This is a genomic window from Archangium sp. (assembly GCF_036388035.1).
Classification (GTDB): Bacteria; Myxococcota; Myxococcia; order Myxococcales; family Myxococcaceae; genus Archangium.
On the sequence record NZ_DASVSO010000366.1, the window covers coordinates 12,369 to 34,787 of the forward strand.

The 22,419-nt window shown below is 67.7% G+C and carries 16 protein-coding genes; 8 read left to right on the plus strand and 8 right to left on the minus strand.

Annotation, left to right across the window (positions count from 1 at the left end; translation table 11 throughout):
* The first annotated feature begins 6 nt into the window (after window positions 1–6).
* Complete coding sequence (locus tag VF697_RS14875; RefSeq protein ID WP_331095466.1) at window positions 7–4,410, plus strand: AMP-binding protein; 4,404 nt, start codon at window positions 7–9, stop codon at window positions 4,408–4,410.
* A complete protein-coding gene (locus VF697_RS14880) occupies window positions 4,407–5,435 on the plus strand; it encodes an NAD-dependent epimerase/dehydratase family protein (protein WP_331095468.1) in 1,029 nt (342 codons plus the stop codon). The genes VF697_RS14875 and VF697_RS14880 overlap by 4 nt, the downstream gene beginning before the upstream one ends.
* 72 nt (window positions 5,436–5,507) lie before the next feature.
* Here VF697_RS14880 and VF697_RS14885 read toward each other — a convergent pair whose 3' ends face one another.
* Window positions 5,508–6,392 (minus strand): GGDEF domain-containing protein, encoded by an 885-nt coding sequence (locus VF697_RS14885; protein WP_331095470.1) that lies wholly within the window; start codon window positions 6,390–6,392, stop codon window positions 5,508–5,510.
* Between the two features lie 129 nt (window positions 6,393–6,521).
* Between VF697_RS14885 and glgC the strand changes: the two genes are divergently transcribed.
* Window positions 6,522–7,751: a glucose-1-phosphate adenylyltransferase gene (glgC, locus tag VF697_RS14890; RefSeq protein WP_331095471.1), complete on the plus strand. Its 1,230-nt coding sequence runs from the start codon at window positions 6,522–6,524 to the stop codon at window positions 7,749–7,751.
* 69 nt (window positions 7,752–7,820) lie between these two features.
* Here glgC and VF697_RS14895 read toward each other — a convergent pair whose 3' ends face one another.
* The 3 genes from VF697_RS14895 to VF697_RS14905 form a co-directional block, all read right to left on the minus strand.
* The gene (locus VF697_RS14895) at window positions 7,821–8,273 is read right to left on the minus strand and encodes a hypothetical protein (protein WP_331095473.1); all 453 of its coding nucleotides are present in this window, start codon (window positions 8,271–8,273) and stop codon (window positions 7,821–7,823) included.
* 118 nt (window positions 8,274–8,391) lie between these two features.
* Window positions 8,392–9,816: an RtcB family protein gene (locus VF697_RS14900; protein ID WP_331095475.1), complete on the minus strand. Its 1,425-nt coding sequence runs from the start codon at window positions 9,814–9,816 to the stop codon at window positions 8,392–8,394.
* Window positions 9,817–10,397: 581 nt separating this feature from the next.
* Window positions 10,398–10,685 (minus strand): hypothetical protein, encoded by a 288-nt coding sequence (locus VF697_RS14905; protein ID WP_331095477.1) that lies wholly within the window; start codon window positions 10,683–10,685, stop codon window positions 10,398–10,400.
* Window positions 10,686–10,802: 117 nt separating this feature from the next.
* Here VF697_RS14905 and VF697_RS14910 point away from each other — a divergent pair, with 117 nt between their 5' ends.
* A complete protein-coding gene (locus VF697_RS14910; RefSeq protein ID WP_331095479.1) occupies window positions 10,803–12,194 on the plus strand; it encodes a hypothetical protein in 1,392 nt (463 codons plus the stop codon).
* Window positions 12,195–13,113: 919 nt separating this feature from the next.
* Window positions 13,114–14,607, plus strand: coding sequence for a PAS domain-containing sensor histidine kinase (locus VF697_RS14915; RefSeq protein WP_331095497.1), 1,494 nt, complete (start codon window positions 13,114–13,116; stop codon window positions 14,605–14,607).
* A 6-nt stretch (window positions 14,608–14,613) separates the two neighbouring features.
* On the opposite strand, the gene VF697_RS14920 is transcribed toward VF697_RS14915, so the two are convergent.
* Together VF697_RS14920 and add are read right to left on the minus strand one after the other, a co-directional pair.
* Window positions 14,614–15,393 (minus strand): SDR family oxidoreductase, encoded by a 780-nt coding sequence (locus VF697_RS14920; protein ID WP_331095481.1) that lies wholly within the window; start codon window positions 15,391–15,393, stop codon window positions 14,614–14,616.
* Window positions 15,394–15,408: 15 nt separating this feature from the next.
* Window positions 15,409–16,569, minus strand: coding sequence for an adenosine deaminase (add, locus tag VF697_RS14925; protein WP_331095483.1), 1,161 nt, complete (start codon window positions 16,567–16,569; stop codon window positions 15,409–15,411).
* 54 nt (window positions 16,570–16,623) lie between these two features.
* Between add and VF697_RS14930 the strand changes: the two genes are divergently transcribed.
* From VF697_RS14930 to VF697_RS14940, 3 genes are all read left to right on the plus strand, one after another.
* Window positions 16,624–17,691 carry a PQQ-binding-like beta-propeller repeat protein gene (locus tag VF697_RS14930; RefSeq protein WP_331095485.1) on the plus strand — a complete coding sequence of 356 codons (1,068 nt, stop codon included), beginning with the start codon at window positions 16,624–16,626 and terminating at the stop codon, window positions 17,689–17,691.
* A 164-nt stretch (window positions 17,692–17,855) separates the two neighbouring features.
* Window positions 17,856–18,689, plus strand: coding sequence for a hypothetical protein (locus tag VF697_RS14935; RefSeq protein WP_331095487.1), 834 nt, complete (start codon window positions 17,856–17,858; stop codon window positions 18,687–18,689).
* Complete coding sequence (locus VF697_RS14940) at window positions 18,686–19,669, plus strand: DUF3396 domain-containing protein (RefSeq protein WP_331095489.1); 984 nt, start codon at window positions 18,686–18,688, stop codon at window positions 19,667–19,669. The genes VF697_RS14935 and VF697_RS14940 overlap by 4 nt, the downstream gene beginning before the upstream one ends.
* A 9-nt stretch (window positions 19,670–19,678) precedes the next feature.
* On the opposite strand, the gene VF697_RS14945 is transcribed toward VF697_RS14940, so the two are convergent.
* Window positions 19,679–22,027: an ATP-dependent helicase gene (locus tag VF697_RS14945; protein ID WP_331095491.1), complete on the minus strand. Its 2,349-nt coding sequence runs from the start codon at window positions 22,025–22,027 to the stop codon at window positions 19,679–19,681.
* Between the two features lie 118 nt (window positions 22,028–22,145).
* The coding region (locus tag VF697_RS14950) for a hypothetical protein (RefSeq protein WP_331095493.1) at window positions 22,146–22,419 on the minus strand (274 nt) is incomplete at its 5' end.

The following is a 22,419-nucleotide window of genomic DNA, read 5'->3' on the forward strand; positions in this document are numbered from 1 at the left end:
CCCGCGATGAGTCTTCCCGAGCTGAACGTCACCCAGGTCTTCACCGGCAAGCGCCTGCTCTTCGCGGGCTCCACCGGCTTCGTGGGCAAGGTCACCCTGTCCATGCTCCTCGCTCGCTACGGCGAGACGCTGGACAAGCTCTACGTGCTGGTGCGCAAGGGCAGTGCCGCGTCCGCCGAGCGCCGCTTCTTCGACAAGGTGGCCACCAGCGAGCCCTTCCAGCCGCTGCGCGACACCTACGGCGAGGAGGGCGCCCTCGAGTTCATCCGCCGCAAGGTGGAGGTGCTCGACGGCGACATCACCGATCCGCTCATGGGCCTCACCCCGGAGCAGGCCGACGCGCTCACCGGCAAGGTGCACGCCATCATCAACTGCGCGGGCCTGGTGTCCTTCAACCCGTCGCTGGAGGTGGGCCTCAACGTCAACACCCACGGCGTGAAGTACACCGTGGACCTGGCGCTCAAGTGGAACGTGCCGCTGGTGCACATGTCCACCGCCTTCGTGGCCGGCAACCGCAGCGGGCTCGTCTTCGAGGACGAGGAAGTGGTGGGCTACTTCCCCCGCCGCGAGGAGTTGGACGGGCGCGACTTCAGCCTGGAGCAGGAGCTCGCGGACGCGGAGAAAATCGTCGCCCGGCTGCGCGAGCAGGCGGATGACAAGGCGCTCGCGTCCACCTTCCGCAAGAAGGCGCTGGAGCGGCTGGAGCAGGAGGGCCGCGACGCCACGGACGAGAAGACGCTGCGGCTGGCGGTGGGCCGTGAGCGCAAGCTGTGGCTGTCCGGCGAGCTGGTGCGCGCCGGCATGGAGCGGGCGCTGCACTGGGGCTGGCCCAACACGTACACGTACACCAAGAGCCTGGGCGAGCAGGTCATGGCCAGCACACCGGGCCTGCGCTACGCCATCGTCCGGCCCTCCATCGTCGAGTCCGCCCAGCACTTCCCCTTCCCCGGGTGGAACGAGGGCTTCACCACCTCGGCACCGCTGGCCTTCGCCGGCATCAAGGGCCAGCGCAACATCCCCGCGGGCGAGCGCGCCATCCTGGACATCATCCCGGTGGATCAGGTGGCCGGTGCCACCATCGGCATCACCGCCCACTGCATGCAGGTGGAGGAGCGGCGCGTCTACAATCTGGCCTCGGGTGACGTGAACCCCTTCTACGCCAGCCGCTCCATCGAGCTGGTGGGCCTGTACCGGCGCCGCTACTACCGCAACAAGGAGACGGGCAACACGCTGATGAACGAGCTGCGCTCGCGCATCGAGCCCGTGCCGGTGAGCCGCAAGACGTTCGAGAACTTCAGCGCCCCCATGTTCGTCAAGGGCGCGCGCTTCCTGCGCCAGGTCATCGACGAGGTGAAGCCGGCCTGGGGCGCGCCCGCGGTGCAAGCCCTGCTGGAGCGGGCCAAGGGCACGCTGGACGAGGTGGAGAACCAGGCCCTGAGCCTCACGGGGCTCATCGAGCTCTTCCTCCCCTTCCTCTACGACAACCGCTACGTCTTCCGCTGCGACAACACCCGCTCGGTGTACGCGCGCATGGCCCACCATGATCGGATCCGCATTCCCTGGGCTCCGGAGGCCATCGACTGGCGCACCTACTTCCTCGACACCCACCTGCCCGGCCTGGAGAAGTGGGTGTTCCCGGGCCTGGAGGAGGAGACGAAGAAGCGCACCGTCATCCCCGCCAACCGCGACCTGCTGGAGATGCTCGAGGCCAGCGTCAACGCGTGGCGCCACCGGGTGGCCTTCCGCTACGCGGTGGGCGAGAAGGAGGAGCGCCTCACCTACGGCGAGGTCAATCGCTACGCCAGCCGCGTGGGCAGCTTCCTCCTCAAGGAGGGCGTGAAGCGCGGGGACCGGGTGATGCTGCTGGGGGAGAACCGCCCCGAGTGGCCCGTCTCCTACTTCGGCATCCTGCGCGCGGGCGCCGCCGCCGTGCCGGTGGACCCGAGCCTCAACGAGACCGAGGTCGTCAACATCGCCCGCCGCTCCGAGGCCAAGGTGCTGCTGCTCTCGGAGCAGACCCTGGAGGACATGCCCGGCATCATGGCGGCCCTCTCCCAGGCGGGCCTGTCCACGCGCGTGGCCGGCCTCGCCGAGGCGATGAGTGGAGACCCGGCGTACCCGGACCACATCGGCCCGGTGCGCCGCACGGCCGCCGCGGACGACGTGGCCAGCCTCATCTTCACCTCGGGCACCACGGGTACGCCCAAGGGCGTGATGCTCACCCACCGCAACTTCGCCTCGCTCATCGCGAAGCTGGCCGGTGCCTTCGACATCGGCATGGGGGACGGCGTCCTCTCCGTGCTGCCGCTGCACCACACCTTCGAGTTCTCCGCCGGCTTCCTCACGCCCTTCTCGCGCGGCGCGGAGATCACGTACATCGACGAGCTCAACTCGGACCGGCTGGGCGAGGTATTCGAGACGGGCCGTGTGTCCGCGATGATTGGCGTGCCCGCGCTCTGGCAGCTCCTGCACCGCAAGGTGACGCAGGAGATGGCCAGCCGGCCGCCCCTGGTGGAGCAGACGCTCAAGTCGCTCATGGCGGCCCACGGCGAGCTGCGCAACCGCAGCGACCTCAACCTGGGCAAGCTGCTCTTCTGGCCGGTGCACCGTAAGTTCGGCGGGAAGATCAAGTTCCTCGTGTCGGGCGGCTCGGCGCTGCCGGATGACGTGCACAAAGCCTTCCACCAGCTGGGCTTCAACATCATCGAGGGCTATGGCCTCACCGAGGCGGCCCCGGTGCTGACGGTGTCCGAGACGCGCGTCAACAAGCGTCAGCCGGGCACGGTGGGCAAGGCGCTGCCCGGCGTCGAGCTGCGCATCCTCGAGCCGGACAACGAGGGCATCGGCGAGGTGCTCGCGCGTGGCCCCAACGTCATGGCGGGCTACTTCGGGGACAAGGAGTCCACCGACGCCGTCCTCAAGGAGGGCTGGCTCCACACGGGCGACCTTGGGCGCATCGACGACGAGGGCCGGCTCTACCTCGTGGGCCGCAAGAAGGACGTCATCATCGACGCCAACGGGAAGAACGTGTACCCGGACGAGCTCGAGGACGTATACGGCGTCCACCCGCACATCAAGGAGCTGTCCATCGTCGGCCTGCCGGACGAGGGCGGCGGCGAGAAGGTCGCCTGCCTCTGCGTGCCGGACTACAAGGAGCGGCCTCGCGAGGAGGTGCGGCGCGAGCTGGAGGAGCACTTCCGCAAGACGGGCCACGAGATGCCCTTCTACCGTCGGGTGAAGGTGCTGCGCTTCTGGGACGGCGAGCTGCCGCGCACCTCGTCGCGCAAGGTGAAGCGCAAGGTGGTGGTGGAGGAGCTCAAGCGGCTGGAGAAGCTGGCCGCCTCGGGTGAGAAGGCCCGCGAGAAGGTGCAGTCCACCGGTGGCGTGGCCGACTGGCTCTACCCGCTCATCGCCGAGGTGGTGAGCAAGCCGCTGGGCGACATCCGCCCCGAGGCCCGCCTCTCGGGGGACCTGGGCCTGGACTCGCTGATGCTCACCGAGCTGTCCGTGGCGCTGGAGCAGGCGGGCGTACCGCTGCCCGCGGTGAACGACCTGACGCACGTGCAGACGGTGGATGACCTGCGCAAGCTCATCGTCGCCAGCGGGCGCCGTCCCACCCAGGAGACGCGCGCCAAGGACATCACCCAGGAGGCCGAGAAGGCCGAGGAGCTGGAGATTCCGGTGCCGGAGCCACTGGTGACGGTGGGCCGGCAGCTGGTGCGGCTCGGCCAGCAGGCGATTTTCGGTGGCCTGTTCGACGTGAAGGTGACGGGCAAGCCCTTCATCCCGATGAACCGCAACTTCCTCGTCATCGCCAACCACACGAGCCACCTGGACATGGGGCTCATCAAGGTGGTGCTCGGCGAGCAGGGGCAGCGGCTCACCACGCTCGCGGCGCGGGACTACTTCTTCGATACCGCGCTCAAGCGGGCATACTTCGAGAACTTCACCGACCTCATCCCCATGGATCGCCACGGCTCGCTGCGCGAGTCGCTGCGGCTGGCCGGCAACGCCCTGCGCCAGGGCTTCAACCTGCTCATCTTCCCCGAGGGCACGCGCTCGACGACGGGGGAGCTGCTCGAGTTCAAGCCCACCCTGGGCTACCTGGCGCTCACGTACGAGGTGGACGTGCTGCCCGTCTACGTGAAGGGCGCCTTCGAGGCGCTGCCCAAGGGGCGCATGGTGCCCAAGTCGCGCGAGCTGGAGGCCCACGTCGGGCCCGCGCTGACGTACGAGATGCTGCGCGCCAAGACGCAGGGCATGGCGCGCTCGGAGAGCTACCGCTACGCCACGAAGCTGGCGGAGGACTCCATCCGCGCGCTGGCCGCCGGCCGCGTGCTGAGCTTCGATGAATCGGCGACGGTGGAGGACCAGCGCCGCGCCCTGTCCACGGGAGGGGGCGAGTCATGAAGCTGCTCATCACCGGAGGCTCGGGCTTCCTGGGCGCCCACCTGGTGCCGCGGCTGGTGGCCGCGGGGCATGAGGTGCGCATCATCGGCCGCTCCAAGCCGGCGGGCCCCGCCTTCGAGAAGACGGAGTACGTCCCGGGAGACCTGAAGAACCGCGAGGCGGTGCGGCGCGCGCTGCAGGGCGTGCAGGCCGTCTACCACCTGGCGGGGCTCGTTTCCTTCCAGGACAAGGACGCGCGGCGCATGTACGAGCTGCACGTGGACGCCACGCGCGAGCTGCTGCAGGACGTGCGCGAGGCCGGCGTCCAGCGCGTCATCCTCGCCTCCACCTCGGGCACCATCGCCGTGTCCAAGGAGGAGCGCGTCGGCACCGAGGACGACGACTACCCCATCCCCGTGGTGGGACGCTGGCCGTACTACCTGTCCAAGATCTACGAGGAGAAGCTCGCGCTGGAGTACTGCCGCAAGCACGCCCTCCCCCTCGTGGTGCTCAACCCGAGCCTCCTCATGGGGCCCGGGGATGACCGCCTGTCCTCCACGTGGACGGTGATGAAGTTCCTGCAGGGTGAGATCCCCGCCATGCCCGGGGGTGGCATATCCTTCGTGGACGCGCGCGACGCGGCGGACGCCTTCGTGAACGCGCTCACGCGCGGCGAGGTATACGGACGCCACCTGATGGGGGTGAACCTCACCATGGACGACTTCTTCCAGCGCCTGGAGCGCCTGTCGGGCGTGTCCGCACCGCGGCTGAGGCTGCCCTCGCAGGTGAACGTGCTCGGGGCCAGGCTGCTGGAGCAGGTGGCGAAGTGGCGTGGGACGAAGCCCACGTTGGATCCGCAGGAAGTGGACGTCGGCGAGCACTACTTCTGGCTCGACGCCTCGAAGGCCGAGCGCGAGCTGGGCTTCAAGGCCCGCGACGTCCACGAGACGCTGCACGACACGGTGCAGTACCTGTACACGCGGATGGCCCCGGGCCACCTGCCGGGCACCAAGGGCCGGCTCGACGGGCTGCGCGAAGGCACCTGAGCTCCTTCCGCTTCAGCAACGCCCTGCGCTTCAGCCGGGCGTTGCGGGTAACTCCCGTGTGGCCGTCCGCCGCTACCCGACCACCCGGTTCCGCCCGGTCTTCTTCGCCTTGTACAGGTTGGCGTCCGCCACCTTGATGAACTGCAGCGGATCCACCATGTCCACGGCCATGTCCGCCACGCCCAGCGACAGCGTCACCGGGATGTCCTGGGCCTCGAAGGTGAACTGCTTCTCCTCGATGCTCCGGCGGATCTTCTCCGCGAAGATGCGCGCCTTCTCCGGGCCGTCCTCGGGCACCACGAGCGCGAACTCCTCGCCGCCGTAGCGCGCGAAGCACTGCTCCTTGCGCACCATCCGCTTGATGCTCTGCGCCAGCTCGCGCAGCACGTAGTCACCCGCCAGGTGCCCGTGCACATCGTTGATCTTCTTGAAGAAGTCGATGTCGAACATCATCAGCGTCAGGGGGCGCCCGTAGCGGTGGCACCGCCCCATCTCCCTCTCCAGGTACTCGAGGAAGTAACGCTTGTTGTTCACCCCGGTCAGGCCATCCACGATGGTGAGCGTGTAGATGGTCTCGTGGTACTGCATCTCCACGTTGTCGCCGGTGAGGAACTTGAAGATGGAGCCACCCACCTGGATGCGGTCGCCACTGCGCAGCGGCGTCTCCTGCGTCACCTCCTGGTCGTTGAGGTAGGTGCCGTTGGTGGACTTGAGGTCCTCCACGAACATCCGCCCCTGGCGCCGGAGGATGCGCGCATGCCTGCGCGAGACGTTGTCGAGGTCCACCACGATGTGGTTGTCCTCGCCACGGCCGATGGTGAACTCGTTCTCCTGGAGCGTGTACTTCTTCCCCAGCTCCGGCCCGTGAATCTGCACGATGCAGCATTCCGAGTCGACTGGAGTCGCCAGCTCCTTGATATTGGAGATCTTGGTTACTCGGGTTTCGTCGCCAGCCATCGCTTGGAAGACATAGCACGGCTTCCCCGGTGGAAGCCACGAGGCCGAGCCCTTCCTCGGTTCCGCTATTCAACGAAGGGCCATCTGCGGCCTTGCCGGAGCGGCCCCCCCGGGTAACTTGCCGCCCATATGGCCAAGACCCTGGCAATGATCCTCGCGGGCGGAGCCGGAACCCGGCTCGAGCCCCTCACGCGTGAGCGCGCCAAGCCGGCCGTACCCTTCGGCGGGCGCTACCGCATCATCGACTTCGTCCTCTCCAACTTCGCCAACTCCGGCATCTACCGGATGAAGGTGCTGACCCAGTACAAGAGCGATTCGCTCAACAAGCACCTGTCGCGGGCCTGGCGGATGACGGCCTTCCTCGGCCACTACGTGGAAACCGTCCCCGCCCAGATGCGGACCGGCATGGACTGGTACAAGGGCAGTGCCGACGCCATCTACCAGAACCTCAACATCATCACCGACGAGGAGCCGGACTACATCTTCGCCTTCGGGGCGGACCACGTCTACCGGATGGACTGCCAGCAGATGCTGGACTTCCACATCGAGCGCAAGGCGGCCTGCACCGTGGCCGCCATCCCGGTCCCCATCGAGGAGGGCAAGGAGTTCGGCATCATCGACGTGGGCCCGGACGGGCGGATGAAGGGCTTCGTGGAGAAGCCCAAGAACCCGCCCCCCATGCCCGGCAACCCGAAGATGTGCCTGGCCTCCATGGGCAACTACCTCTTCTCCACCGACCTGCTGGTGAAGGAGGTGGTGCGCGACGCCGCGGACGAGAACAGCGCCCACGACTTCGGCAAGTCCATCATCAGCGACCTGTACAAGCGCGAGCCCGTCTACGTGTACGACTTCGCGCAGAACACCATCCCCGGCCAGGAGGAGAAGGAGCGCGGCTACTGGCGCGACGTGGGGAACATCGACACCTACTACCAGTCCAACATGGACCTGGTGGAGGTGGACCCCATCTTCAACCTCTACAACGACCGCTGGCCCATGTACACGCAGCCCAACAACCTGCCGCCGGCCAAGTTCGTCTTCGCCGACCAGGAGCACAGCCGGGTGGGCTACTCCACGGACTCGCTGGTGAGCGAGGGGTGCATCATCTCCGGCGGCCATGTGAACCGCTCGGTGCTCTCGCCCAAGGTGCGCGTCAACTCGTTCTCCGAAGTGGAGGACTGCATCCTCTTCGAGAACGTCACCATCGGGCGGCGCTGCCGCATCCGCCGCGCCATCATCGACAAGAACGTGGAGATTCCTCCGGGGATGACCATCGGCTACGACCTCGAGGAGGACCGGCGCCGCTTCCACGTCACCTCGGGGGGCGTCGTCGTCATCCCCAAGGGCATGAAGGTCGCCTGAGCCCCTGAAACGGCGGAGGCCCGGACACGCGATGCGCGCCGGGCCTCCCCTCCTCGCCAGGCCGTGGGCTCAGCGGAAGGCGGACTTCACCTCGGGCTTGTTGAGCACCACCAGCGACCAGATGCCCGCCGGGATGCCGATGCAGCAGCACGGCCCGAAGCAGGGGATGATGGCGATGATGGAGGCGGCCATGGCCAGGCCGAAGTTCTCCAGGTTCTTCATCTTCAGGGCGCCGAAGAGCGTCACGCCGCTCAGGGCGAGCGTGAACAGGTTGCCGATGGCCCCGAAGGACTGGGAGCGCTCCAGCCACGGCCGGAGCTGCTGAAGGTTCGGATCGTTGAGCGTCTCGGGGGGAATGCCCCCCATTCCCAGCATCGACTGCACCAGCCCCAGCAGCGCGCCCGCGAGGCCCAGCCCCGCCGTCACCATCAGCAGGATGGCCGGCGTGGACACCTGCTGGCGGGCCGCGGCCGAGTTCGACGGACCCGGCATCCCCGGAAAGTCACCCGGAATGTTCGTCATGTGTGTTCCCCTCCCCTTGCATGGGATGAAGCTTCCGCGAGCCCGAGCCCGCGCATCGGCTGATTCCACCCGGAGGTGGGAGGGAGCGCCAGAGAATTGACGCGCCCTCCCGTCGAAATCAGGCCTTGAAGGTCATCAGCGGGACCATTCGCGCCACCTCGCGGACGATGCCGGCCTCCACCTGCGAGGCCACCACCGGGCCAATCGGCTTGTAGGCCGCTGGCGCCTCCTCGATGCGGCGCTCGGCCCGCAGGGTGATGCAGTCCACCCCGGTGAGGCCCAGCGCCTCCTCCCGGTGGTCCGCCCCACCCCGCGCCATGGAGAAGCGCGAGCGCGCCCGCCCCGCCCCGTGCGACGCCGAGGCCAGCGCCACCGCGTTGCCCTGCCCCACCATCAAGTAGGAGGCCGCCCCCATGGAGCCGGGGATGATGACCGGCTGCCCCGCCTCGGCCGGGCAGGCCCCCTTGCGCGCCAGCCACCCGCCCTCCCAGGGCAGGGTGATGTTGTGCGGCACGTCGTAGACGAGCGGGGCCTCCACGTCTCCGAACAGCTCCCGCAGGGTGTGTCGCAGCAACTCCGCCAGCAGCAGCCGGTTGAGGAAGGCGTAGTTGGCCGCCGTGGCCTCGGCCTGGAGGTACTCGCGCACCAGCGCCGGCTCCGCCAGCGGGAGGATGCCGCTCTCCGGGAAGGGCGCCCCCACCGGCCACGCCGCCCGCGCCCGCGCCTGCCACGTGAGCCCCACGTGCCTGCCCATGTCCCGCGAGCCCGAGTGCACCATGAACGCGAGCTGGCCCTCGCGCACGCCCCACTCCCACGCCCGCGCGCGGTCCATCACCGCCTCCACCCGCTGCACCTCGACGAAGTGGTTGCCCCCGCCGATGGTGGCCAGGCCCGGATCTCTCACCACGCCCTCCCGGCGCAGCCCCGTGGGTGCCCACTTCGGGTCCCCCCCGAGCGCCCCACTCAGGTACACCCGCGTGGACTCCCGGTCGAGTTGCCCCAGGTCCGCCTGCGCCACCATGCCCAGCGGCGCCTCCAGCGTCTCCAGGAGCCAGCCCGGCAGGCCGTCCCGCAGGAGCGCCTCCACCGCGCGCGAGCCGAGCGCCACGTCCCGGGTGCCGAAGAAGTAGTGGCCCTTCATCCGCTCGACGAAGGTGTCGCGGCGGGCGAGGAAGGCCTCCACGGGGATGTCCGCGACGTGCAGGCGCATGCCGCAGTTGATGTCGGTGCCCACCGCGCCGGGCACCACCAGCCCCTCGGTGTGCACCACCGAGCCGATGGCCACCCCGGAGTCACCCGGGTGGAAGTCCGGCGTGGCGCGCACGCGCTTCACCGCGCCGCCGTCCGGGTGCTTCAGCGCGGCGAGGTTCGCCAGTTGTTGAAAGGCCTTGCCCTCCACGGGCAGGTCCCGTGGGAGGAGCACCTCGGCGGGCGGTGCGTTCGCATCGCCCTGGAGGCGCACGGTGTAGACACGACCGTCGTACGTCACAGCGAGCCCCTCTCGGGCGAGCGCCCGCAGGAGCCGGTTCAGTTTCGGCTGCATGACCTTCTCGGAATCTGGCCCGCGCCCACGGGGGCACGGGGGACCATGACGAATGGATTCGAGACCTCGGGTCAGCAGCCGCGGCCGTCGGACGACCGGAGCCGTCCTTCAGCGACGAGGGACGCAACAGCCAGGCGTGAACTGACAAGGAGGAAGACCAGGTCCACTCCCAGTGCGGGCCAGTGGAACTCCCCCCGAATTCAAGCCGCTCGCTCCATCGTGGGAAGATCAAAGAAGACTCAATCCACTGGGGAGTGAGGACCATGCCGAACGGGCGAAGAACCTGGAAAACAGCGAGCAGATATCCATCCACCGCCAGCCTGCTGCTGTGGGCCCTGCTCTCGGGATGCCTTCACAAAGAGTCGACAGCACCTCGGCTCGCGCCCGAGTGCAAGCAACCAGGGCCCACGGGGCCCGACACACTCCCCTGCCGGGTGTCCCCTGATTGGGTCAGGCAGCAGGCGGCCCCACCTGTCCATCCTCTCATCCAAGCGGCCTTCTCCGAGGAGGCCACGCCCCCCTGGCCCAGGATTCCACTCGCGTCCGTGGAAGCGAGCCTGACGGACAGCCGTCGAATCCTACTAACTGGGCGGCTCGCGATGGTGAACGGGAAATCCCAGGGGGGTGAGTTCCTGAGATTTTTCGACAATGATTCCGATGGCTATGTGGATCGTTTGGATGAACTCATCCTCGGCCCGGATCGCAGCACCATGAGGATTGCGCGAGATACGAATCAGGATGGCCGTCCTGATCATCGAGAACTGCGGGTTTCGTTTGATGGAGCGGACGTGCCTCAATCCCGAATGGCGATACTGGATGAACGGTACAATACCGATCCAGGAATATCGAGTTGGAGCATGAATGGGCACGCGTGGCTCCAATCCAATTGGGAGAACTGAATGGGTATGAAATCATGGACGAACAGCTCCTCTCGCCCAGCCCTGCTGACATGTGTGTTGGTCAGCGTGGTCTTGATGGGGTGTCCAATGACACAGGAGGAGGATGAACCTCCAACCGAGGACCCGGATGTCTCAACTCCGGGTGCGCCTGACCTCCCGCCAGCTGACTTGGAAGAGCGCGCTGAACTCGAATTGCTCAACCAGTTCTTCGAACAAGCGCGCTCCATCCGTGAAGGTGAAGCAGTCCAGTTCGGTTCCTTTGTCGTGGAGAGCGTCATCGAAAGCGATGGCCGTCAGACCTGGAAATATCGTGTTGGTGGTGGATTGGCGGTACTGACTCGCACACAATACCCTGACGGCACACTTGAAGATTCTGTCGATCGCAACATTGATGGGATAGCTGACCGTATTTCCAAGTCAACCCAGAGCGGGAGTATATACACCCGACGAGAACAAATAGACGAGAACCTGGACGGTCTTTTTGATTCGCGAGAAACCCTTGAGGGCGAGCTTCAAGGCGACACGCTCCAGCTTACCGTAGAGCAGCACATACTCGATTCTGATGGGCAAGAGCACTGGACGATAACTCAGAGACGAGACGAGTCGCGCATTCAAACGGAGAAAAACATAGACGCGCTACGCTCAGGCTGCGAATTCAATTCCCCACCAGCATCTGGCCCACCCAACACAGTTTTGTCTTATGACGGTAATCGCATCACCATCATAAAGGGAGAGGGCAAAGGGGCGTGCAGCAACGAAACGTCCATCATGATTCGGAAAGCGCTGACGTATGTGCTCAAATCTGCCCTAGGCTGCCTGGAAAATTTGAATCCTGAAACCGCTGCACTCCTCGTGGCGGCCCTCAGCAGCTACCGGATTCGGTTCATTTGTACCTATACAGGATGCACCGGCTACGGCGGTGGAGCACCAATCAACGCGGATAAATTGGGTTCAGAGGGGAAGACGATTGACGTCAGCTTCAACGAGGATGCAATCGAGAGCCTCGACCATTTTTCCAATGTTCTCGTGCATGAGATGCTGCATGTTGCCGGTTTCCGCCACAGCAAGCTCCCCAACAACAGGGACGACCATCGAGACCTGGTCTACTCCTGCGGGCGGCACTGTGGGCGGTGCGTCGTAGACCAAACCATCGGTGATGAGTCAGCTCAGGACTGCGCCAGGTGTGCCGCGCCCCAGAACAAGCTGTCGTGCGGGCAGGAGATTCGGGAGGAAATCTCTGGCTCGTGCGAGCTCGATGATGGAGGTCCGGGCACCTTTGGGTGCCGACACCCCGACGTGTACTTCGCGACCCCCACCTCCTGCAAAAAGCTGAAAATCCATGACTGTGCTGGGAACTACGTCGGCGATTACGGCAGTTGCACCCTGACGTGTCCGGCCGGGTACACCGAACGCCAGGTGTGTACAGGTGACGATGCGCCGTCCAACTCCTGCGACCGCCCCAGCGCCTGCGGGCCCTGAGGAGCTCGGCCTTCCGCCCTGCTCTCGCTCCCGTCTTCCAACACCCCACCCGACTCAGCACCCTCCACGCCTGCTCGGCCGGTAGGCGGCGGAGGGGACCTGATTTCTTGGGGATTCATAATTGTTAGAGGCCATGAGAGGTCCGCGCGGACCGACCTGCCGTTCGCCGCGCCGCACCTCGAGGAGAGCCATGGGCCACACTGAGGTGAGTGAGGGAAGGCGGGAGGCGCCCCTCCTGGCGAGCAGCCAGCCGATGCTCTGGATTGGGGGCGGTCTGCCCCCGCGCTTCCGCTGGGTGAGCCCCGCCCTCGTCCACGCCCTCGGCCATTCCCTGGAGGAATGGAAGACCCGGGGCTTCCTCCGGCGACTCGTACACCCGGAGGAACTCAACCTGCTGCTGGACGCCTGGCGGGGCGTGGCGCAAACCGGGGCACCCCGGACCGTCGAGTTCCACGCGGTCTCGGCGGAGGGAGGGCTCGTCCGCCTGGCTGTCGAGCTGAGTGCGATCGAGCCCGCGGCTGATGGCGCGGGCGAGCTGATCGGAACCCTCCACCTCCTCTCCCCAACCCGCGCCTGCACACGGGTGGAGGCACCCACGGGCGCCGAGGTGGAGCTGCGCGAGACGCTGGATGGGCTCCCCGGTCCCGCCTGGCTCGTGGGTGGGGACCTGTCCATCATGTGGTGCAACCCGCCGAAGCAGGCCCACGACACCGCGGGCCAGGTGTGTTCCGCGGCCCGCGCCGCGGATCCCCAGAGCTGGGCTTCGGCCCACCGCCGGGCCCTTTCGGGAGAGCTGGGGGGCTTCGACTTCACCACCTGCGGCCATGCCTACCGGTGCCGCGTGGGGCCGGTGAAGGACACCGGGGGCGACATCGTCGCGGCCCTCGGGGTCGCCACGGATGTCTCGGATCTCGACGAGGTGGCCCAGGAGCTCACCCGCACCCAGCGCCTGCACGCGGGGCTCATCGACGCCATCGACGGCATCGTCTGGGAGGCCGATGCGAACTTCCGCTTCACCTTCGTCAGCAAGCAGGCCGAGCGCCTCGTGGGCTATCCCCTCCAGCAGTGGATGCAGGAGCCGGACTTCTGGGTGAAGCACCTCCACCCCGAGGATCGGGCCTGGGCCCCCGCCTTCTGCACCAGGGCGACGCAGGAGTGCAGGCCGCACGAGTTCGAGTACCGGATGATCGCGGCCAACGGGCGCACCGTGTGGCTGCGCGACATCGTCACCGTGGTCTCCGAGGAGGGAATCCCCCGCAGGCTGCGGGGCATCATGGTGGACGTCACCGAGGAGCGCCGGGCCCGCGAGAAGCTGGAGCACACGGTCTCACTGCTGTGCGCCACGCTCGACTCGACAGCGGATGGGGTGATCGTGGTGGACCGCCACCGGCGCATCACCGCCTCCAACCGGAGGTTCCACGAGCTGTGGCGCGTCCCTCCCGAGCTGGTGGACACCTCGGACTGGGAGAAGGTGTTCGCGCACGTGCGCTCCCAGGTCCAGCACCCGGAGCCGTTCACGGCGCGGATCCAGGAGCTGTACGCGGACCCCGAGCAGGAGGGCGTCGACCTCGTGGAGCTGCGCGACGGGCGCATCATCGAGCGCTACTCGCGCCCCCAGCGGTTGGGAGGCGCCACCGTGGGCCGCGTCTGGAGCTACCGGGACGTGACGGTGGAGCGCCGCGCGCAGGCGGAGCGGGAGCGGCTGCTGCGCGAGGCCCAGGAGGCCATCCGCGTCCGGGACGACTTCCTGTCCATCGCGTCACACGAGTTGAAGACGCCGCTCACCCCCCTCAAGCTCCACCTGCAGGTGCTGAAGCAGCGGGTGGCGGCCGGGCGGCCCATCTCGACCCCACAGGTGGAGAAGGCGCTCGCCCAGGTCGCCCGGCTCTCCGGGCTCATCAATGACCTGCTGGACACCTCGCGCATCCAGGCGGGCCGGCTGGAGCTGAGACACGAGCCCGTGTCGCTCCGGGAGCTCACCCGCGAGGTGCTCGCGGACCTGCGCCCCGTCAGCGCCGAGCACGCGCTCGAGTACGAGGAGCCCGACGAGCCCCTCGTCATCGAAGGAGACCGCGGCCGGCTCGCGCAGGTGCTGGTGAACCTGCTGGAGAACGCCCTCAAGTACAGCCCCACGGGAGGGAGCATCCGCGTCCGGGTGGAGCGGGACGGGGCGCGGGCCCTCGTCTCGGTCTCGGACTCGGGGATTGGCATTCCGCCGGACCAGAAGGCCCACCTCTTCGAGCGCTTCTTCCGCGCCCGGAATGCCCCCATCTCGGGCTTCGGCGGGCTGGGCCTCGGGCTCTACATCTGCCGGGACATCATCGAGCACCACGGCGGCAGCATCTGGGTGGAGAGCGAGGTGGGGTGCGGCTCCACCTTCCGCTTCACCCTCCCGGTGATGGAGCACCACTGAGGGGCCTCACACGGCGGGGGACAGCCCCCCGTCCACGTTGAGGGCCGTGCCGCTCACGTAGCCGGCCCTCGGGGAGAGCAGGAAGGCCACCACGTCCGCGAACTCCTCGGCCTTCCCCACCCGGCCCAGTGGAATGCCCGAGTCCTTCGCGAGCTTCGTGTAGAGCGCCTCCACCGACTGCCCCGAGGCCTCCGCCTTGCGCTCCCACTGGCCGCTCTCGATGAGCCCCACCAGCACCGCGTTCACCCGGATGCCCGCGGGGCCCAGCTCCTTCGACAGCGCCTTGGTGAGCGCCATGCCCGCCGCCCGAGACACCGAGGACGGCATGGAATGGGCCCCCGGCGCCTTCGCGCCAATGGCCAGCACGTTGACGATGGAGCCGCCGCCCGCCGCGCGCAGGTGGGGCAGCACCCGCCGCGCCGTGCGCACCGCGGCGAAGAGCTTGAGCTGCAGGTCCGCCTCCCACGCCGCGTCGTCCACCTCGGCGAAGGGCCGCGCCGCCGCGGTGCCCGCGTTGTTCACCAGCCCGTCCACCCGCCCCCAGCGCGCCACCGCCGCCTCCACGAAGCGCTCCACCTCCTGTGCTCGGGAGATGTCCGTCACCTGGGCCAGCACGTCCCCGCCCGCCTCGCGCAGCGCCGAGGCCGTGGCCTCCAGCCGCTCGGCGCCCCGGGCGCAGAGGGCCACGCGGGCCCCCTCGCGCACGAGGCGCAGGGCCAGCGCCGCCCCCAACCCGTCCGAGCCCCCCGTCACCAACACCACCTTCCCACCGAGCTCCAGGTCCATGGCGTCCTTCCCGGCTCAGGCCGGCTGCTTCACCATCTGCGGCCGCTTCTCGAAGGCCGCCAGCGTCTGGGCGATCTCCTGGTTCACCTGGCGCAGCAGGTCCTGCTTCTCGCGGAACGGGAGGAAGGCGCTCTTGAAGCCGGAGACGATGATGGTGGTCAGGTCCTCCAGCGACAGCCCCAGCTCCTTGTGCGCCACCCACAGCTCCTTCGTCACCGTGGTGTCGGTGATGAGGCGGTTGTCGGTGTTGATCGTCACGCGCAGGCCGTAGTCGAAGTAGAACTTCAGCGGGTGCGCATCCAGGCTCGGCACCGCGCCCGTCTGCACGTTGGAGGTGGGGCACACCTCCAGCGGGATGCGGTGGTCGTTCACGTAGTTGAGCAGATCGCCGTCCTCGCGCAGCCGCGTGCCGTGGCCGATGCGGTGCGCCCCCAGGTAGTGGATGGCCTGGGAGATGGACTCGGGCCCGAAGGCCTCGCCCGCGTGCGCCGTGCAGTTGACGTTGTTCTTGAGGATGAGCTGGAAGGCCTCCTTGTGGTCCTTGGCCGGGAAGTTCGCCTCGGCGCCCGCCAGGTCGAAGCCGATGACGCCCCGGTTCTTGTAGGCCACCGACAGCTCCGCCAGCCGCATGGACGTCTGCGGGTTGATGTGGCGGATGCCGCAGATGATGACGCCGTACTTGATGCCCGTCTCGCGCTTGGCCACCCGCAGGCCCTCGAGCACCGAGTCGATGACCGTCGTCATCTTCAGGCCCTTCTGCAGGTGCAGCGCTGGCGAGTAGCGCACCTCCAGGTAGCGCACGTTCTCGGCCGCCGCGTCCACCGCCAGCTCGTAGGCCGAGCGGTAGAGGGCCTCGGCCGTCTGCAGCACCGAGAGCGTCACGTCGAAGGCCACCAGGTAGTCCTCGAGGTTCTTGCACACCTCGCCCATGTGGATGGCCTTGGCCAGCCCGTCCTCGCTGTCCGCGGGCAGCTTCACCTTCTGCTGCTCGCCCAGCTCGAGGATCGTCTTGAGCCGCATCGAGCCATCGAGGTGGCAGTGCAGGTCCGTCTTGGGCAGCGCGAGGAGCAGCTCCTCGGTCACCGGGAGAGTGGGAGGCGCGGACCAGTCCGCCCGGCGAGCGGATGAGGGAATACCAGTCGAGCTGGGGAGCTCGTCGTCACGAATCGAAGCCATGTCGGGTTCCTTCCTTGCCAAGCATCCTAGGGGTCTGAAAATCCTCGCTCAACCATGCCGCCCTCTCTCTGTCAGCGCCTCGCCTTACTGCTCGCCATGGCGGTGCTGATGGCCGCCTGCCGGCAGCCCACCGACAAGCGCTTCGCCTTCTCCTCCGACGCTCCCTCCCGGGCGGCTCTCGTCCCCTTGGAAAACGGGGTGCTGGTGGGCAACGAGGCCGGCCGGGTCCTGCGCCTGGACCTCGCGGGCGAGTCGCCCTGGAAGGTGGAGCTCGGACGCGAGGTGGCCGCGCCCCCCACGGTGTCGGGGGACAGTGTCATCGTGGGAACGGTTGGCGGAACGCTCGTCAGCCTCGCGCTCGCCCAGGGCACGGAGCGCTGGCGCCTCACCGGGCAGCCGGCCGTGCTGACTCCGCTCGTGTCGGATGCGAGCGCCGTCTACGTGGTGGCTCCCGACGGCAGCGTGCGCGCCCATGCGGTGGACTCGGGCGAGGTGCGCTGGCGGCGCCCGTTGCCCTCGGGTGCGCCCCGGCTCGAGGCCACCCGGCCCCTGCCCTCCCCCGTCCTCGCGGGCGGCCTCGTGGTGGTGGTGCTCGGGGACGCGGGGCTGTTCGCCCTGGCGCCGAAGGATGGCGCGGTGCGTTGGCGCCGACCGCTGGCCCAGGTGCTGGGACTGGAGGCCCAGGGAGACGTGCTGTACGTCTCCACCCGGAAGGGAGAGGTGCTCGCGCTCGGGCTCGCCGATGGACAGGTGCGCTGGCGGCAGACTCCCGCGCCCGTCCTCACCAGTCCGCCGGGCTTCGCCCTGGGCCAGGTGTGGGTGGGCACGGAGGACAACCTGCTCCTGGCCCTCGCGCCCCAGGATGGCCGGGAGACAGCTCGCTTCGGCCTGCCCGCGCCCCTGGTGACGCAGGTGGCGGAGTACCGCGACTGGTTGCTGGTGCCCACGCGCGGCGGTCAGGGATGGTTGGTCGCGCTCGAGCCCGGGAAGGGCCCTCCAGCCTTCTCGCTGCGACTGGACACGCCACTGCTCACCCGGCCGGTGGTCCTCGGGGACCAGCTCTTCGTGCTGGGGCAGGACGGGCGCGTGCTGTCGTGGCGGCTCCAGCCCCCAAAATCGTGAGCCGAGGACTTCACTTGTAGACGTCTACAAGTGAAGTCGCACCACCACACACAACGCCCTACATCACTTGTAGACGTCTACAAGTGAGCCGCGCCAGACCCCACGTTCTGGAATGGAGGCTGGGCTACGGTTTCCGGACCCCGCGCGTGCTGGAGAGGTGCAACGTGTCCACCCGTCTTGTCGGCTCACGCCCAGCAGGTGCGCGCCAGCACCCCGGGTTGAGCCTGCTGGCTTTGCTCATGCTGCTCCAAGCCGCGTGTGCCACCGGCGCTCCTCGGGGAACCGGGGTGGCCAGCAGTTGGCCCGGAGCTCAGCGTGGCGTCCCCGCGAGCTACAAGCAGTCCTGTGCGTTCAACGCCGTGTGCGCGGCGCCTGCGGCCAGCGGAGAGCTCGTCGTTCCCGCCACGGGGCAAAAGCTGGTGGAGGCGGCGAAGGCTGTCCGGGGACTCCTCACCCTCAAGGACTTCCTCGACGAAGCGGAGGTGGCCCGGGTCGAGGAAGTGCTCGTCCAGTGCGCCAAGGAGGCCGACTCCCAGGTGAATCAACGGGAGTATCCCAAGGAGGGGTACCCCAGTGACTCCGAGTGCGGCCGCGTCATTGGCTACAACAAAGACGGCGAGAAAGTGACGCGTGCCATGGAACTCGGGACGATGAAGCACGATGCGGCCTTCTCGTGCATCGAGCGAGAGCTCGGCCGTGAATTCTCAAACCACATCACCAGGGAACCACGCTATGGCAAAAAACCGCCGGGCGAAGAGTACGCCCTTACAGATAAGCGTACGGGCTCTCTCGTCCCCGACATCGTTCTGCACCTGGTGCGCGACGCCAACAAGATTCAATTCCTCTATGACTTCCTGTTCCCATGCACGTCCAAGAACAAGAGCGATCCGCTCGGATACGAGGGACAGACGCTGCGTAGCAAGTTGGACAAGTACAAGGATCTCCCAGGAGAGAAACGGCGCGCTCTCGTCACCCCTCAGCTTGGAATCAGCCGATGACCGAACGCTATCCTCGGATTCGTCGTTACGCCTCCCAGCAGGAGGGAGACCGCCTGGTCCAGCGGGAAGTGGTCAGGCTCATCCTGCACCTTCCGTTTGACCACCATGATCTCTCGGAGGGCGTGAACCGTGCACTCGATGTATATCTCCGCGGTATTGGAGAAGGGCCGGAAATTCTTTCCGAGTGGCGCGACGTCAATGGCGAATACGATGAATTTCCTCTCAATGAGGACGGCTGGGATTTCATCCGGTCCACACTTTCCGCACCTCGTGGGGAACGCTTCCTTGATGACATCCAAGACGAGCAGTACGTCCATCGCCGGGTGAAGAAACAGTTTCACCGGTGTGTTGAACTGTTGGGCGGAGCCTCTGGCATCAGTGGTTATGGCTTCTTCTACTGGGCCCGCCTGCCCTGGCGAACGCCCGTCAAGGACACGGTGAGTCTGGTGAGTTTCTCCTGGCCCACGGAGTACCTCGAGGAGCATGGTCCCGGCAGACTGCGGGAGCTAGCGGTGGAGTTGGCATCACTGCTGCCCTTCTCCTCGGGCCATGCTGGCCTCGCCTTCTATTCACCCAACCCCTTCGTGGCCTCCATGAAAGGGATTCACGAGCAAGCCTTCCGCCATCCAGGCCTGGATGTGGCTCACGGCAACACGTCTCTTGGGCCCCGAGTGGATGGCGTGCATTGGCTCAACTTCCTCGGCCAACCGGTGCTGGGGGAACTCGGCGGCGCCGCGGGCCTGCGCACCCGGCTGCAATCCCCTGGAACCACCGTCCAGGAGCTGGAGGGCGAGCGAGCCGTGGTGACGCTGGGGGAGTGGCCGGAGGCCGGAGACCTGACGCAAGGCCAAACTCTCCCCGCCTACCGCGAGCTGGCACGGGTGCTGGAGCCCTGGCAGTACCAGTGCCCCGGCTACGAGGCCTTCCACGACAGCACCCACGAGGAAACCGTGCGCTGGTGGCGCCGCTTCCTCGATTGAGTGTGGGCCTCAGCCCGGCATCAGGAAGCGGGCGATGACGCGCTTGAGGCCCACGCTCCGCCCGAACTCCACCGTCACCTTCGCGTTGGGTCCGTTGCCGTCCACCGAGACGATGCGCCCCATGCCGAACTGCTCGTGCCGCACCGACATGCCGCGCATATCACCGCCCGCGCCGTCCATGTCCGAGGACTGCGAGTAGGAGCGGTCGATGCGCGGCCCATCATCGTCCTCGAAGTTGCGCCGGCGCTGCACCAGCGGCGAGGCCTTCGGGGCGGCAGGCGTCTCCAGCTCCTGCTCCGCGAAGCCGAAGAGCGACTGCGGCACCTCCCGCAGGAAGCGCGAGGGCGGGTTGTAGCGCAGCTCGCCGAACAGCGAGCGGCACTGCGCCAGGGTGATGAACAGCCGCTTGCGCGCGCGGGTGAAGCCCACGTAGCAGAGCCGCCGCTCCTCGGCCATCTCCTCCCCGTCCGGGTCCTCCGCCGCCAGCGAGCGCGAGTGCGGGAAGACTCCGTCCTCCATGCCAGTGATGAACACCGCGTCGAACTCGAGCCCCTTCGCCGCGTGCAGCGTCATCAGCGCCACCCGGCCCTCGCCCACGTCCGCGTCCGCCTCGCCCACGAGGCTGATCTGCTCCAGGAAGGCGTTGAGCGCGGGCACGTCCGCCGTGAGCGGCGAGGTGTCCAGGCCCTCGTCCTCCGGCGCGCGGGGCGCCGCCTCCTCCTCGTCCCCGAACGAGGCCGCCGCCACCGCCGCGGCCGCCCGGTTCAGGTCGAACTCCTGCGCCGCGCCCAGGAACTCGCGCAGGTTCTCCGCGCGCGACAGCGACTCGTCACTGCCCTCGGTGATGAGCGCTTCCACCAGGTGCGAGTCCTTCAGCATCTGGTCCACCGCGCTCGCCGCGTCCTTGGACTCCTGCGCGAAGGCGTGCAGCGAGGACACCACCGCGTGGAAGCCGGTGAGCCGGCGCACCGCCGCCGAGTTGAGGCCGGTAATCCGCTCGGGCGCCGCGGTGGCCTCGTACAGGCTCACCCCCGCCTGGTTGGCCCAGTCCACCAGCCGCTCCACCGTGGTGTCGCCAATGCCTCGCGCCGGCGTGTTGATGATGCGCAGCAGGTCCGCGTCCGAGCGCGGATTCACCATCAGGCGCAGGTAGGCCGCCGCGTCACGCACCTCGGCCCGGTCGTAGAAGCTGCGTCCGCTCACCAGCGTGTAGGGCACACGCGCCAGCCGCAGCGCCTCCTCCAGCACGCGGCTCTGCGCGTTCGTCCGGTAGAAGACCGCCATCCCCGAGTACTTGATGAAGCCCTCGCGTTGCAGCTCGTGGATGCGGCGCGCCACCTCCTGGGCCTCGGCGCGCTCGTCCCGGTTCATCAGCAGCGTGAGGTTCTCGCCCTTGGGCCGCTCGCTCCACAGCTTCTTCGTCATGCGCCGCGTGTTGCGCGCGATGACCGCGTGCGCCGCGTCCAGGATGTTCTGGTCCGAGCGGTAGTTCTGCTCCAGCTTCACCACCCGGGCGCCCGCGAAGTGGTCCGGGAAGAAGAGGATGTTGTCCACGCTCGCGCCGCGCCAGCGGTAGATGGACTGGTCGTCATCGCCCACCACCACCAGGTTGGGACGCCGCTCCGGCGGGGCCAACAGGCGCAGCAGCTCGTACTGCACGGGGTTGGTGTCCTGGAACTCGTCCACCAGGATGTGCTGGAAGCGCCGCCGGTACTGGTCCAGCACGTCCTGGCGCTTGCGGAAGAGCGCCACCAGCAGCAGGAGCAGGTCGCCGAAGTCCACCGCGTTCGCCGCGCGCAGCAACCGCTGGTAGGCGCGGTAGGTCTTCTGCACCACCCCGCCGCGCAGGTCGTCCACGTCCACCACCATCTCGTCCGGGAGGCGCGCGGCGTTCTTCTCCTGGTCGATGCGGTGGAGGATTTCACGCGGCTGCATGACGGGGTCCACGCGGACCTCGCGCATGGCGCGCTTGATGAGCTGGAGCTGATCCCCGTCGTCGTAGATGACGAACGAGGGGGTGAGCCCCAGCAGGGACGCCACCGACTCGTCCCGGAGGACGCGGCGCAGGATCATCGACGCCGAGGAGTGGAAGGTGCTCACCACCAGCTCGTGTGCCTGGTTGCCGAGGAGCTGGACGAGCCGCTCGCGCATCTCGCGCGCGGCCTTGTTGGTGAAGGTGACGGCGAGGATGCGCCAGGGCAGGACGCCGCGCACTTGGACCAGGTGGGCCACCCGGCGGGTGATGACGCGCGTCTTGCCGCTGCCCGCGCCGGACAGCACGAGGAGTGGCCCATCCCCATGGAGGACCGCCTCCCGTTGGGGCTCGTTCAGGTCTTTGAGGAGTTCGTCGGCGTTCAAGGCAGGGTGCTCTTCTAGAGGCAAACCCTGCTTGTAACGAGTTTCCGCCCATCTGGAAGGACGTTCAGCGGTGGGGGCCCCTCGCCTGCCCTGTCGGGGAGCACGGCCCCCGGGCGGGTCAACACCCGCAGTCGCAGTTCTCCACCTCGGACCAGACCACCTCGGAGCCGTCCTCGCGGATCAGCCGTACCCGATGTGTGGGCCAGGACGCGTTCAGGAGCAGCTCCACCTGCCCGTCACCCTCCAGGTCCAGCACCGCCGCCACCGAGTCCCCGTTCAGCTCCTTCGCGCTCAGCACTCGCTCCCCGCCCGGCCCCCGCACCACGGCCCGGGTGAGCTGCTCGTTGTAGTCCCAGCCGCAGACCGCGTTGCCCTCGCCCGTGACGAAGTGC